The following is a 14646-nucleotide window of genomic DNA, read 5'->3' on the forward strand; positions in this document are numbered from 1 at the left end:
ATACAGCTTAGCTGAACAAGAAACGGAGACTTAGGTCTCCGTTTTTTATATCCGGATTAATAGGCTCAAAGCTATAACACAAGCTCTCTAACTTGAGGGTCTTTACGCTCTAGATAATGAGTTGACTTTATACGTCTGATTGTTTGGCAGCGACCTCTAATTAGAAGAGTTTCTGTGGTTGCAATGTGCCCTTGACGTGTCACGCCGTCGAGTAAATCGCCTTTTGTGATGCCAGTTGCAGAGAAGATAACATTATCACTCTTAGCCATTTCTTCCATGGTTAACACTCGATTCGCTTCAACACCCATTTTTTTGCAGCGATTGAGCTCATCAGCGCCATGAATACGATTTTCTTCGCTATCGCCTTTGACATGATGGCGGGGCAGTAAACGTCCGTGCATGTCGCCATCGAGCGAGCGAATGACAGCAGCAGAAATTACCCCCTCTGGAGCGCCTCCAATACCATACATGACATCGACCTCACTCTCTGGCATACAGGTTAAAATTGACGCTGCCACATCACCATCGGGTATAGCAAAAACTCGCACACCCATGGCTTGTATTTGTGCGATCACTTCATCATGGCGCGGCTTGGCAAGGGTAATAACCACGAGAGTATCGAGCGTTTTATTCAAGGCTTTGGCTATATTTTCCAGATTTTGTTTAAGAGGTTTATTGAGATCAATACAGCCTTTGGCCCCTGGACCTACAACCAATTTTTCCATATACATATCTGGTGCTTTAAGAAAGCTGCCTTTTTCTCCCGCTGCTAGTACAGCTAGAGCGTTTGATTGCCCCATTGCTGTCATTCGAGTCCCTTCAATGGGATCAACAGCAATGTCGACTTCCTCTCCCCCCATTCCGACTGTTTCGCCAATATACAGCATAGGAGCATCATCGATTTCTCCCTCACCAATCACCACTTGGCCATCAATTTCTGTCTGATTTAATAAAATACGCATTGCTTCAACGGCTGCTCCGTCGGCGGCATTTTTATCTCCGCGACCTAGCCATTTATAACCGGCCAAGGCTGCGCCTTCTGTTACTCTGGAAAATGCCATTGCTAAATCACGCTTCATAAATGCTCCAAATGAAAATTAAGCTGAGGAAAGGGATGCTGCGCGAATTTTAGCATAGCTGGATCTGGCAAAAAACATAACTGAATCCCGATTAAGCATTGGTTTACTAAACTATCTTGAAATCATAAGTCTGGTGATGCGCTAAACTATCGGTTTTAAGGAAGCACCCCTTATTTCGCTAGAGGGATGAGCTGGTTAGTCAAAGCTCAAATATGGTGTGTTTGTATAAACGTTTGGGATATCAAATCAGGTAACTAGATGAAAACATTTCACTTTCGACAAGTCTTTATTTCTACTGCTGTGCTTTTTATTATCTTGTTTTGCTCAGCTTATTTGCTTGATGCCTATTTGGTTTTTCCATTTTTTGCTTTTTTTGCCTATAGCAGCTTAATTGCTGGGTTACTTTGGGCTCTGACTTTGGCCAAAAAGAGGAGGCAGTTTATTGTCACAGCAATAGGGCTGATTTTTCTTGGCACCTTTGCGTCGGTTGATATCTTGCTTGCTAGTGACGAAGCGATTGAAGCTTTTATGAGATTGCCCAATCATGATATTTCACGTGATACGTTGCGCAACTTGACACAAGTATTATTGGTTTTGGTGAATATTTTTACTGGTAGCTTAGCGGCTAATGTGTTGTTTCAAGGGTTATGTAAGACTATTAGACAATAGATACACGATCGTTTAGGGAATAAGCGTTAAGGCTCTATGTTGACACCTGCATGTTTTTTAATAGGTTATTTAGATCTAAATTCATAAAAATCCGATCAAAACTAATAAAAAATGTGCTTTGAGTCCTTCTCCGTCAGTGCATTGTCAGGGTATGCTGTTTTTTTAATCGAATGATACCAAATATACAATATAGAGCGTGTTTCTCTCTCTCTGCCTGAGTAGAATGAGGACATAAGGTGAAGTGAAGCGCTTTACGGTAAATCGGATAATACAAGGTAGGCCAAGATGTCTTTTGAAGTACTAGAAAAATTAGAAGCAAAAATACAAACTGCAGTTGACACTATTGCTCTTTTACAAATGGAAGTCGAAGAGCTGAAAGAAGAAAAAGAAAAGCTTTCTACTGAAGCCAGTGAGCTGCGTTCAAGTCGAGAAGAAATGGAGCAAAAGGCTGAACAAATGCAGCAAGAGCATTCAGCATGGCAAGACCGCATCCGTAACTTACTCGGTAAGATGGATGAAGTCGAATAATGACGAGCATTAAGTAAAAAGGGTTGACCATGGTCAACCCTTTTGGGTTCATTTAGCTTTGAGGTCTTACGCCCAAGGTATGGCAAAGAGCGTAAGTCATCTCTGCGCGATTGAGAGTGTAAAAGTGAAAATCTTTCACACCTTCACGGCTTAACACTCGAATCATATCTATGGCTTGGCTTGCGCCTACGAGTTGTCTGGTGGTTGGGTCATCATCCAGCCCTTCAAATTGCTTCGCCATCCAACTTGGCACCTTGACGTTGTTTTGCGCCGCAAAACGTGAGGCTTGTTTGAAGTTGGAAACAGGTAAGATGCCAGGTACGATTTCTACGTCTATTCCCGCAGCAACGCAACGATCGCGAAAGCGCAGGTAACTTTCTACATCAAAGAAAAACTGGGTGATCGCGCGGTTTGCTCCGGCTTCCACTTTGCGTTTCAGGTTGAGCAAATCCGCCTGCGCACTTTTGGCTTCAGGATGAACTTCAGGAAATGCGGCTACTGAGATATCAAAGTCATGGCGCTGCTTGAGCAAAATAACCAGATCGGAGGCGTACATTTCAGGTTTGCCACCACCAGGAGGAATATCACCGCGAAGGGCCACAATACTTTGAATTCCGTTGGCCCAGTAGTCTTCAGCAATACGGATAAGCTCTTCTCTGGATGCATCGATACAAGTTAAATGAGGAGCCGCTACTAAGCCAGTTTGCGCTTTGATTTCTTTAATAATGGAATGAGTTCGGTCTCGCTCGCCAGAATTAGCGCCATAGGTGACGGACACAAACTTGGGTTTTAAGGTCTTTAGCCGGTGAACTGAGTTCCATAGTGTTTCTTCCATTTTTTCACTGCTGGGCGGAAAAAACTCAAACGATACATTGATATTGTCGGCAAGTTCAGCAATGTTCTGATTTAGGGCATCAATGTGGCCAGCGTGTGTATATCCCATCTTACTTTCTCCATGTGGTGTCGCATGACCACAAAAATACAAATTCTTTAAATTTACGTTTAGACGTCTATATGTCTAAATCATGTAATGAATAGGGTTTAAAGTCAACCGTGCCGTCATGAATTTTTCTCAAGTTTAATATTAATCCTTTTCAACATGAGGACTTTACGTTGCGCAATAAAAACGCAGCCAATGGCTGCGTGATAATTTAGAGTAAACTGGCCAGTAAATTGAGGTCAGACTGTATGGCTCCGGCGGTAACCTCTCGGCCTGCTCCTGGGCCTCTTATCACCAGAGGGTTATCTTTGTACCATTTACTCTCTATGGCAAAAACGTTATCGCACGGCAATAAATTGGCTAGCGCATGGTTTTTATCAAGCGCCTCAATGCCGACAGTGGCTGAGCCATCCTTTTCTAGCCGAGCGACATAGCGCAGTACTTTGTCTTCACTTTGAGCCTGCTTTAGGCGCTCAGCCATCCGTTCGCTGAGTATTTGCCCTTGGTCGAGAAATGCGTCGAGTGACAAATTGGTGAGCTCTGGTGGCACTAAGCTTTCTACTTTGACTGATTCAGGTTCAAGGTCGAGCTCTGCTTCCCGAGCAAGAATGACCAGTTTTCGCATTACATCGGAACCATCGAGGTCGCAGCGAGGGTCCGGTTCTGTGAGTCCTTGCTGCCAAGCAAGATCAACTAGTTCTGCAAAGGGTACACTGCCATCATACTGCTGAAATAGCCAAGAGAGTGTGCCGGAAAATATGCCTGATAATGCGTGAATATCATCACCGCTTTGACAAAGGTCTCTTACGGTATGGTTAATGGGTAGTCCAGCTCCCACAGTCGCGTTATAGAACCAGTGCCGATTAATCTTGGCAAATGCACTTTGCACTTGGTGATAGTATTGACTAGACGCTGAGCCAGCCACTTTATTGGCTGAGATTAGGTGCATGCCTTGTTCGGCAATTTCCACATAGCGATTGGCAAGTTGTTGACTGGCGGTGACATCCAGTACTATGACCTCATCATAACCCTGAATAGAACCGAGTTTTTGAACCCACTCATCTCCCTGATATTCTATTGCCTCTTCTTCATAGTGGTCACTCACACTCGTTGGATCAATACCTTTAGGACAGAACCAGTAGTTCTGGCTATCCACTATGGCGACTAACTCAAAGCTTATTCCGTGGCGCTTTTCAAGCTTGTTTTTTTGTTTGGCAAATAGCTCAAGCCAACTTGAACCTATATTTCCTTTTCCACACAGAGCGATACCTACGCGTTTTTGTGCCTGAAATAGCTGGCTATGAATAGATTTGACTAAGCCTGAAGTCTGAGTGCTGCGCAATATAGCCACTAGGCTCAAACCTGATTGAGATTCGGCGATGAACTCAACAGGGGCCGACTTTAGCTTCTGATAAAACCCGTAGCAATGATTGGCATTTTTGGTCACACCAGCCCCAACCGCTGCAACTAGAGAAAAGCCTTCTTTGAGTTTGATTTCTGCTTCGATAGCGGAATCTTGCAGATATTCTAACGCGCCACCGGCAATTTCGGAGGTGTAGGCTAAACGAAGAGTTTGTTGGTCTTCTTGGACTTCATAGGTGAGAGGCTCAAGCTGAGCGCGTTTTAAACCGCTCAATGCTTCTTGTTTGAGCCTTTCAAAGTCATGCCCGATCGAAAAATGAAGCTGAATGAGCAGCACTTCATCCAACGAAGATATAATTTTGGCTCCTCGTCCAGAAGCAAGTACTCGCTCGATACGAGTTGAACCAGCTTCCGGGTCATAACTACAGCGAAGATGAAGATCCATCGAGCTTTGGGCGACAGGTTGGAGAGTGCGACTATGCAGCACTGGGGCAGCTAAGCGTGCGAGCTCGTTGGCTTCATCAAGGCGAAGCAAAGGTAGTAGACAGGCATCGGAAACTAAACGAGGGTCTGCGCTATAGACACCGGCCACATCGCTCCATATGGTTACCTTCGAAGCTTCTGCTAAAGCGCCAATGACGGTTGCGGAGTAATCGGAACCATTTCGACCGAGTAATACAGTATGGCCTTGCCCATCTTGAGCCATAAAACCAGTAATAACAATACGATGATTGATATGCTGGGTGAGTGCCTCTTTGAGCAAAGGGTAGGAGTCGCCTCTGTACACCTCTGGCTGAGTTCCAGCTTGTGCGCGAAGAAATGCTCGAGAATCTTGAGTAACTGAGGGCATTCCATTTTGATTGAGTAAGCTTGCAAGCAAGCGCGCCGACCATGTTTCTCCATGACCAAGCACTGAAGCTCTTTGCGCGGCGCTTAAAGGCGCTATTAGCTCTCCTAGGGTGCTAAATTCATCATTTAGAGCTGAGATAAGCTCGTTTTGTAACTCGCCTTGCAGTAGATCTGTGACCAACTGGGTTTGGAACTGCCTCAGGGATTGCAGGATTTCGTGGGCGATACGGCCATCTTTGTTTAGAGCATCCAAGAACTCAATCAAGCGATTGGTTGTCTTTCCAGCTGCTGAGACAACGATGAGATCATCGGGGTTGGAGTACTCTTTGAGTATCTTGGCTACTCGGCGGTAACAGTCAGGGTTTGCGAGACTGCTTCCGCCAAATTTATGCAATTGTCGCGACGGGTTCATCGATGCAACTCCTTGGCTTTATTAAATGCTTGCTCCAAATCGTTAATGAGATCATCTGCATCTTCCAACCCAACCGATAAGCGCAAGAGTTGTTGTGATACCCCTGCTTTTTCAAGCGCTTCTTCGCCCATGGCTCTGTGAGTCATAGAAGCTGGGTGACAAATAAGGCTCTCGACACCTCCGAGAGATTCAGCCAAAGAGAATAATTGTAGTTCACCAACGAAATACTTAAGCTGCTCAAAACTTCCTGAAAATTCAAAGCTGAGCATAGAACCAAACCCTGATTGCTGTTTCTTGGCAATCTCATGGCCTGGGTGCTCTGGTAAGCTAGGATGATAGATTTTTCCAACCAGGGATTGCGATCTCAGATAGGCCAAAATGTGGTTAGCACTGTCTTCATGGACTCTCATCCGAGCCGCAAGAGTTCTGATTCCTCGTAAGGTCATATAGCTATCAAAAGGTGTACCTGTCGCGCCAATACAATTGCCCCACCAAGCTAAATCTTCACTATCCTTTTCATTTTTTGTAATAATGACACCACCAATCACATCGGAATGACCATTGATATATTTTGTGGTGGAGTGAATCACGAAATCGGCGCCCAGTTCCAACGGCTTTTGGAATATGGGGGTTAAAAAGGTGTTATCTACGGCTACCTTTGCGCCTGCTTGATGCGCTTTCTCACACACCTGTGCAATATCTACGACCCGCACCAAGGGATTTGATGGTGTTTCTAAAAGGACGAGCTTGGGTTTTTGTTCAAGGGCTAAATTGAGGGCTTGAGTATCTGATTGATCGACGAAAAGAACGTTGAAATCCCCTTTTTGAGCTCGTGTGTTGAACAGTCGATAGGTTCCACCATAACAATCATGCGGCGCAATAATAAGATCATCTGGTCCAAGAAATGCGGAAACCCATAAATTAAGCGCTGAAGTGCCGCAATTGGTGACTACGGCGCCGGCGCCAGATTCTAATTCAGAGAGAGCTTGTTCTAATAGCCCACGGTTGGGGTTGCCTGAACGTGTGTAGTCATATTTTGGCACCTCGCCAAAGGCGGGAAAACCAAAGTTTGTCGAGAGATAGATAGGCGGTACGACAGCATGATGCTGAGTATCTGACTCTATACCTGTACGCACTGCAATTGTGGCTGTTTTAGGGCGGCTCATAAGTGTTTCCTTTCGAACAGTAGTGACCTCTTTGGAGATAACACTATACCTTTTCGTGGATGTTAGAGATATGTTATTCCAATCAACTCTTTTTACTTTACCTTGAGTTTTTTTGGACGTCAATATATCCAGACGTCTATATGTCTTTGCTTGTGGCCATAAATCCCGCTAAAATTACCTTTTGTAATTTTATACATAATCAAACATAAAGGTGCGCAATGGCAGATTGGAACGGTGAATACATAAGCCCGTATGCTGAACATGGGAAGAAAAGTGAGCAAGTAAAAAAGATAACAGTTTCTATCCCACTGAAAGTACTAAAGGTATTAACGGATGAACGTACCCGTCGTCAAATTAATAACCTGCGCCATGCGACCAATAGTGAGCTGCTTTGTGAGGCCTTCTTGCATGCCTATACCGGTCAGCCGCTACCAACGGATGAAGACTTAAGAAAAGATCGCCCTGATGATATTCCAGCTGAAGTGAAAAAGTTGATGACTGAGATGGGCATTGCTTTTGAGTCTTATGATGAAGACTAGCCAGAACAAGATACTTGCGTTGCCAATGTTTATATCGTCAATCAGATGATAGGCTGATCGTCATTTCATTATGTCTAGAATAGAAAAAGCCGCTGACTGGGAAGTCAGCGGCTTTTGTTCAAAGCAGTATCATCTATTACTGCATATAGTTCTTTGGCATATCGATACGAGCGACGCCTGATTCTACAGCTGCGTTTGCGACCGCTTTGGCGACTTTTGGCAACAAGCGAGGATCCATAGGCTTAGGTATTATGTATTCTGGTCCAAACTCAAGCTTATCGACTCCAGCCGCTTTTAATACTTCAGCGGGTACGGCTTCTTTAGCCAGATCTCGGATAGCCTCTACCGCAGCCAGTTTCATTGCGTCGTTAATTTCGCTCGCTCTTACATCTAGAGCGCCGCGGAATATAAATGGGAAACACAGCACATTGTTGACTTGGTTCGGGTAGTCGCTGCGTCCGGTCCCCATGATGAGATCGTTACGCACTTGATGAGCAAGCTCTGGTTTGATTTCAGGATCTGGATTAGAACAAGCAAATACAATCGGCTTGTCTGCCATTAACTTAAGTGCTTCAGGTTCAAGTAGGTTTGGCCCAGAAACCCCAAGGAAGAGATCCGCACCTTCAATCACATCTTCGAGAGTGCGTTTATCTGTGTTGTTGGCAAACAACTGTTTGTATTGGTTAAGGTCATCACGACGAGTATGAATCACGCCTTTGCGATCTAGCATGTAAATCTTTTCTCGCATAGCGCCGCACTTTATCAAAAGCTCCATACAGGCAACCGCCGCCGCCCCTGCACCTAAACAAACAATAGTGGCGTCTTCGAGTTTCTTCCCTTGTAACTCGATGGCGTTAAGCATGCCTGCAGCAGTGACAATGGCCGTTCCATGTTGATCATCGTGGAAAACAGGCACATCACAGCGTTCAATAAGCTGCTTTTCGATTTCAAAGCAGTCAGGAGCTTTGATGTCTTCTAGGTTTATGCCACCAAAGGTATCTGCGATGTTGGCAACAGTATCAACGAACTCTTCAATAGTGCGGTGTTTCACTTCGATATCAATTGAATCTAAACCTGCAAAGCGTTTGAATAATAGCGCTTTCCCTTCCATGACAGGTTTTGAAGCAAGAGGTCCTAAGTTACCAAGGCCTAAAATGGCAGTGCCGTTTGAGATAACAGCAACCATATTGCCTTTTGCTGTGTATTTATAGACATTCTCAGCATTTTGCGCAATTTCACGCACAGGCTCAGCAACACCGGGGCTGTATGCTAGCGATAGGTCAGCGGCGGTTTCTGCTGGTTTTGATAGCTCTACAGAAATTTTGCCTGCTGTTGGGTAGGCGTGGTAATCCAAGGCTTGCTGACGAAATTGCTCTTCAGGAGAAAGTACTTGGTTGTTGTCATCGGACATGGGGGTAGACACTCATTTTAATAATAATTTAGATAGGGAAAAATCATTCTAGATTAAGTCAGTCAAGCTGCAAAGGCGAGAGAGCAAGCTAAATTAACAAATCTGGTTAAATGATAGGAGATAAGACCAGATAGTGAGAGATAGCTCAACTGAATGATTGTATGGAACTGCTAGTGAGCTGGGCTGTGACAGTAAACAAAAAAGGACGCCACAGCGTCCTTTTTACTTCTAAGACAAAATTACTTCTTAGAAGCAAGAGCACCAAAGCGTTTGTTGAAGCGATCAACACGGCCACCAGTATCAACGATACGTTGCTTACCAGTGTAGAATGGGTGACATTTGTCACATACATCTAGGTGGATTGACTCTTTAGTTAGAGTTGAGTTGAACTCAAAAGAGTTACCGCAAGAACAAGTTGCTTTAACTGCTTTGTATTCTGGATGGATACCAACTTTCATGGAAAACCTCTAAATATAGGCCGTGTCGCTATCCGATTCTATGCCGGACACCACACGTAAGTTAATAAAATTTTACCTTGGACACCGCCTGACCATACAAGCCATATCACTAAGGCGCGACATTCTAATCAATAGCTGATCTATGATCAACCGATTTACGAGTGAAAGTGCTACTTTTTTAACCGCAGACTAGAACCAATTCAATCAAATAGACGGTGTTTCTTTCCCGTTGGGCGGTTTTCACATAGACTAGACTGGTTTTTTTGAGTTGGTGTTAATTCGATATGCGCCCGACGATTGTCCGAGTAGCCTTGCCTGTCCCTATAGATAAGCAGTTTGACTATCAGATCCCTTCTGGTGTAAATCCAGTTGTTGGTGGCAGGGTGTCGGTGCCGTTTGGGCCGAAGACAATGATTGGCTTGGTCACCGAATTGGACGACAAGTCTGATTTCGACTTTGATAAGCTTAAAACGATCAAACAGGTATTGGATACTGAGCCTGTGTGGCAAGCTAACCTATACGAACTGCTTTTTTGGTGCAGTCAGTTTTATCAGTATCCACTGGGTGAGACCTTATTTAACGCTTTACCTGCTCAGTTACGTAAAGGAAAACCAGCCGCTTTTACCCCATTAATTGAGTGGCATTTAACTTTGGAAGGTCGTGAACAACTCTCGCGCGGATTTGGGCGTGCCATTCGACATGCTCAGGTGATGCAAACCCTTTCTTGTGGTCCTACTTTTCATCAAGATTTCATTGACCAGAATATTACTTCCAGCGTTTTACAAAAGTTAGAGCAAAAGGGGTGGATTGAACCAGCCGAATGCATACCAAAGTTTCATTTGCCCGATAATGTTGAAGCGCAAGTTGATAAGCCAAAACTCAATCAAGAGCAAGCCATTGCTATTGCTAGCGTAAATAATCACCAAGGCTTTGGCTGCTTTTTACTAGAGGGTGTGACGGGCTCTGGTAAAACAGAAGTTTACCTTAACCTTATAAAGCAAGTACTCGAGGCTGGAAAGCAGGCTTTAGTTTTGGTGCCGGAAATTGGGTTGACGCCACAAACCATCAAGCGTTTTAGGAAACGTTTCAACCTTCCTGTTGAGGTGATTCACTCAGGCTTAAACGATAGTGAAAAGCTAAACGCATGGTTAAGTGCGAGAGATAAAATTGCGGGAATTGTTATCGGTACTCGCTCCGCTTTGATGACTCCTTTTGCTGATCTTGGCATTATCATCGTTGACGAAGAGCATGATGTTTCCTACAAGCAGCAGGACAGCCTACGCTACCATGCGCGTGATGTTGCGGTGATGCGAGCAAGTAAAGAGAATATACCCATTGTGTTAGGTTCAGCGACCCCAGCATTGGAAACGTTACACAATGCCTTGTCTGGCAAATACCATCATTTGATACTGTCGACGCGCGCAGGAAAAGCTTTGCCTACGGTCAATAAAGTCATCGATGTTAAAGGTCAATATTTAGATAGCGGACTTTCTGCAGCGTTGATTGCTGACATGCGAAGACATCTTGAATCAGGCAATCAGGTGATGCTATTTCTCAATCGCCGAGGCTATTCTCCTGCCTTGATGTGTCATGATTGTGGTTGGATAGCAGAGTGTAAGCGTTGCGATGCTTATTATACCTATCATCAATCGACTGATGAAGTCCGTTGCCACCATTGTGGCTCTCAGCAAGCAACTATCAGGCAATGTCCTAATTGCTGCTCTTCCCAGTTAGTAACAGTTGGCGTTGGGACTGAGCAGCTAGAAAAGCAGCTATTGGCGCTTTTTCCTGACTTTAAAACCATACGTATTGATCGCGATAGCACTCGGCGAAAAGGGAGCTTAGAAGCCGCCTTAAACTCAATCAGCAAAAAGGAGTTTCAGATTCTTATTGGAACTCAAATGCTGGCCAAGGGGCATCACTTCCCAGATGTGACTCTTGTCGCTTTACTGGACGTTGATGGTTCTCTTTACAGCAGTGATTTCAGGGCACCCGAGAGATTGGCTCAATTATTTATTCAAGTCGCGGGACGGGCAGGGCGTGCCAGTAAACAAGGGGAGGTGATACTTCAGACTCATCACCCTGAGCATAGCCTACTGCAAACCTTGCTTACCAAAGGCTATCGGTATTTCGCTGAGTTAGCATTGCAAGAACGAAAAGGCTCACATTTGCCACCCTATTCGTTTTTAACTTTATTCCGTGCAGAGGCGAATCAAGTCCAGCTGGTTGAAGATTTTTTACGTCAAGTGCGTTTTACTCTCGAAGGACATCCTCTTTTTAAGGAACATTGCCAGATTCTCGGACCTACTCCAGCGCCGCAAGCTAAAAGGGCAGGTAAGCATCGCTGGCAACTCATGCTACAGGTAACAAGTCGTCCCATCATGCAAAAACTACTTTTCAGTGCAAAGCCAGCGATCAATTTGTTACCGAATTCGAAAAAAGTGCGTTGGTCGATTGATATTGAGCCGCAAGATTTAAGCTGATTTCAGCTTTTTCATTTAATTGTGATTCACATCTCGAAGCTAGTCTGATTTTTGTTAATCACCCCGTAATATTCTGCGCTGAAATGAATAAACTATGAATTGATTTTAATAATTTATTTTAATGATACGCGGTAGATAAACGATTTGTCTGGAAGATAGTCGTTTTGATGGAGGGCAGTCCATCACTATCGATTAAGGTAGCGAGGCCGCTACCATGTTTGGAAAATAAAGAGGGTAATAAATTTATGGCGACAATGAAGGATGTTGCTCAGCTGGCTGGCGTTTCAACTGCGACTGTATCGCGTGCGCTAATGAATCCGGAAAAAGTATCTTCAGCCACAAGGAAGCGAGTCGAGGATGCGGTGTTAGAGGCAGGGTATTCACCTAATTCTCTAGCACGTAATTTACGTAGAAATGAATCTAAAACCATCATCGCGATTATTCCTGATATCTGCGATCCGTATTATACCGAGATTATTCGAGGTATTGAGGATGCGGCTGTGGAGCATGGTTATATCGTGTTACTTGGCGACAGCGGACAACAGAAAAAACGCGAAAGTTCTTTTGTTAATTTAGTCTTTACCAAGCAAGCCGATGGCATGTTACTGCTTGGTACTGACTTACCTTTTGATGTGAGTAAACCAGAGCAAAAAAACTTGCCTCCTATGGTGATGGCATGTGAATTTGCCCCTGAGCTTGAGCTACCAACCGTACATATCGACAATCTTACTTCGGCTTTTGAAGCGGTAAACTATTTGACTCAAATGGGTCATAAACGAATTGCTCAGGTTTCTGGTCCAGAATCGGCTGTCTTATGTCAGTTCCGCCATCAAGGTTATCAACAAGCACTCCGCCGGGCTGGGATCACGATGAACCCAAACTATTGCATTCAAGGCCGTTTTTCTTTTGAAGATGGGTCTAAGGCCATCAGGCAGCTACTGTCTCTTCCTGAGCCGCCGACTGCTATTTTTTGCCATAATGATGCGATGGCAATCGGGGCGATTCAAGAGGCGAAAAAATTAGGTTTGCGAGTTCCTCAAGATTTGTCTGTGGTAGGCTTTGATGATATTCACTTCGCTCAATATTGCGATCCACCATTAACGACGATTTCTCAGCCACGTTATGAGATAGGCCGTCAAGCTATGTTGATGATGTTGGATCTCTTGCGAGGTCACGATGTTCGTGCGGGTTCACGACTGCTTGAGACTCAATTAGTCGTGAGAGACAGTGTCGCTCCGCCAAGAAGTTGCTAGAGAGCAATGGTTACATACACCGCTAGCATAGGTGATTATTCTAACTGTGTATTCACATTGTCTAAATAATTTATCTTATCAATGGGCGATGCATTTTGATGTGTCGCTTCCATTTCCTCCCTGTCATCGCAGGACAATCTGGATTACCATAGCGATAGAGGTAATAGACATTGATTTATAGCAGTGGCAAATAGAGATTACGTAAAACGCGGTCGCGGTAATAGCGGCAAAAAAACAACGTCCAAAAAATCCCCATCAAGAAAGCCATGGCGAAGTGGTCTCCTTGCTGTGCTCTTGGTCGGCACCTTCGGCTATGGGCTTTATACATTGAGTAATGACCCAGAACCGCCCCAACCTGTCCTTAAGCAGGCTAAGCCAAAGCCCAAGAAGATTTTACCAGCCCCTCCTGAGGAGAAGTGGGATTACGTTGAATCCTTACCTAATCGGGAAATAGAAGTCACGGCAAAAGAGCAAGTAGTGTCTGAGATCCCTTACATTATGCAGTGTGGGGCTTATACCAACGCAGCGCAGGCTGAAGCTCGTAAATTGGACATAGCGTTCCAAGGCATCAATAGCAAAATACGTAAAAAAGAGGGCAGCAAATGGTATCGAGTTGTTCTTGGCCCATATAAATTTAAAAGAGACGCTGAAAGAGATAAACACAAGCTACAACGAGCGAAAATTGAACCTTGTGCCATTTGGAAAGACTCTCAGTAAATTATTCTTTTATCATCGATGACTGTTATCTGTTTTAAAAATATAATTATATGTTTTAAAACGGATAATGGTGAAATGACCGCACATGTTGTGCCCAGCAAGCTGCTGGTATCGATGTGGTTCAAACTAGACTGAGATTATTTGAGGATACACACTCTTCCCTTGAATTTGTCATTTAGTAACCTCATATACTGTCTAACATTGGAATTAAAATAATGATGAGGTCCACTCGTGACTACTATTGTATCTGTACGCCGAAATAATAAAGTCGTTATCGCAGGTGATGGACAGGTATCGCTGGGTAACACTGTAATGAAAGGAAACGCACGTAAAGTTCGTCGCCTATACAATAATAAAGTGTTGGCTGGTTTTGCTGGTGGCACGGCCGATGCGTTTACGCTCTTTGAGCGTTTTGAGAGCAAACTACAAATGCATCAAGGTCACTTGACCAAAGCCGCAGTTGAGCTTGCCAAAGATTGGCGCAGCGATCGAGCGCTAAGAAAATTGGAAGCTCTATTGGCAGTGGCAGACGAAACCGCTTCGCTTATTATCACAGGTAACGGTGATGTTGTTCAGCCAGAAAACGATTTGATTGCGATTGGTTCAGGCGGCAATTTCGCTCAAGCTGCTGCGACGGCATTATTGGAAAATACTGAGTTGGACGCACGTGAAATTGCAGAGAAGTCCTTGAAAATTGCAGGCGACATCTGTGTGTTTACTAACCAGCATCACACTATCGAAGAACTAGAAACTCCAGAAGCTAACGCTGAATAAACAAAG

At 44.4% G+C, this 14646-nt stretch carries 13 protein-coding genes; 7 read left to right on the forward strand and 6 right to left on the reverse strand.

The window, feature by feature from the left end; all coding sequences use genetic code 11:
* Nucleotides 1-71 precede the first annotated feature (71 nt).
* On the reverse strand, nucleotides 72-1079 hold the full coding sequence (gene glpX / locus FIV01_RS00940) for a class II fructose-bisphosphatase (RefSeq protein WP_152429340.1): 1008 nt from the start codon (nucleotides 1077-1079) through the stop codon (nucleotides 72-74).
* A gap of 258 nt (nucleotides 1080-1337) precedes the next feature.
* Between glpX and FIV01_RS00945 the strand changes: the two genes are divergently transcribed.
* A complete protein-coding gene (locus FIV01_RS00945; RefSeq protein WP_152429341.1) occupies nucleotides 1338-1748 on the forward strand; it encodes a hypothetical protein in 411 nt (136 codons plus the stop codon).
* Between the two features lie 285 nt (nucleotides 1749-2033).
* Nucleotides 2034-2276, forward strand: coding sequence for a cell division protein ZapB (zapB, locus tag FIV01_RS00950; protein WP_114785964.1), 243 nt, complete (start codon nucleotides 2034-2036; stop codon nucleotides 2274-2276).
* 52 nt (nucleotides 2277-2328) lie between these two features.
* On the opposite strand, the gene metF is transcribed toward zapB, so the two are convergent.
* From metF to FIV01_RS00965, 3 genes are all read right to left on the reverse strand, one after another.
* On the reverse strand, nucleotides 2329-3219 hold the full coding sequence (gene metF, locus FIV01_RS00955; protein WP_152429342.1) for a methylenetetrahydrofolate reductase: 891 nt from the start codon (nucleotides 3217-3219) through the stop codon (nucleotides 2329-2331).
* Between the two features lie 208 nt (nucleotides 3220-3427).
* A complete protein-coding gene (locus FIV01_RS00960) occupies nucleotides 3428-5839 on the reverse strand; it encodes a bifunctional aspartate kinase/homoserine dehydrogenase II (RefSeq protein ID WP_152429343.1) in 2412 nt (803 codons plus the stop codon).
* Entirely contained in the window at nucleotides 5836-7005 is a 1170-nt protein-coding gene (locus tag FIV01_RS00965; RefSeq protein ID WP_152429344.1) for an O-succinylhomoserine (thiol)-lyase, read from the reverse strand. The genes FIV01_RS00960 and FIV01_RS00965 overlap by 4 nt, the downstream gene beginning before the upstream one ends.
* A gap of 218 nt (nucleotides 7006-7223) precedes the next feature.
* Between FIV01_RS00965 and metJ the strand changes: the two genes are divergently transcribed.
* Nucleotides 7224-7544 (forward strand): met regulon transcriptional regulator MetJ, encoded by a 321-nt coding sequence (metJ, locus tag FIV01_RS00970; protein WP_152429345.1) that lies wholly within the window; start codon nucleotides 7224-7226, stop codon nucleotides 7542-7544.
* Between the two features lie 136 nt (nucleotides 7545-7680).
* On the opposite strand, the gene FIV01_RS00975 is transcribed toward metJ, so the two are convergent.
* On the reverse strand, nucleotides 7681-8955 hold the full coding sequence (locus FIV01_RS00975; RefSeq protein ID WP_152429346.1) for a malic enzyme-like NAD(P)-binding protein: 1275 nt from the start codon (nucleotides 8953-8955) through the stop codon (nucleotides 7681-7683).
* Between the two features lie 239 nt (nucleotides 8956-9194).
* Nucleotides 9195-9413, reverse strand: a complete 219-nt coding sequence (gene rpmE / locus FIV01_RS00980) for a 50S ribosomal protein L31 (protein WP_114785970.1) — start codon at nucleotides 9411-9413, stop codon at nucleotides 9195-9197.
* Nucleotides 9414-9697: 284 nt separating this feature from the next.
* On the opposite strand from rpmE, the gene priA reads away from it, so the two are divergent.
* From priA to hslV, 4 genes are all read left to right on the forward strand, one after another.
* Nucleotides 9698-11896 carry a primosomal protein N' gene (priA, locus tag FIV01_RS00985; RefSeq protein WP_152429347.1) on the forward strand — a complete coding sequence of 733 codons (2199 nt, stop codon included), beginning with the start codon at nucleotides 9698-9700 and terminating at the stop codon, nucleotides 11894-11896.
* Nucleotides 11897-12141: 245 nt separating this feature from the next.
* Entirely contained in the window at nucleotides 12142-13149 is a 1008-nt protein-coding gene (cytR, locus tag FIV01_RS00990) for a DNA-binding transcriptional regulator CytR (protein WP_152429348.1), read from the forward strand.
* Between the two features lie 183 nt (nucleotides 13150-13332).
* Entirely contained in the window at nucleotides 13333-13866 is a 534-nt protein-coding gene (gene ftsN, locus FIV01_RS00995; protein WP_152429349.1) for a cell division protein FtsN, read from the forward strand.
* Nucleotides 13867-14097: 231 nt separating this feature from the next.
* Nucleotides 14098-14640 carry an ATP-dependent protease subunit HslV gene (gene hslV / locus FIV01_RS01000; RefSeq protein WP_152429350.1) on the forward strand — a complete coding sequence of 181 codons (543 nt, stop codon included), beginning with the start codon at nucleotides 14098-14100 and terminating at the stop codon, nucleotides 14638-14640.
* Nucleotides 14641-14646: the final 6 nt, after the last annotated feature.

The organism is Vibrio aquimaris (assembly GCF_009363415.1).
GTDB lineage: Bacteria > Pseudomonadota > Gammaproteobacteria > Enterobacterales > Vibrionaceae > Vibrio > Vibrio aquimaris.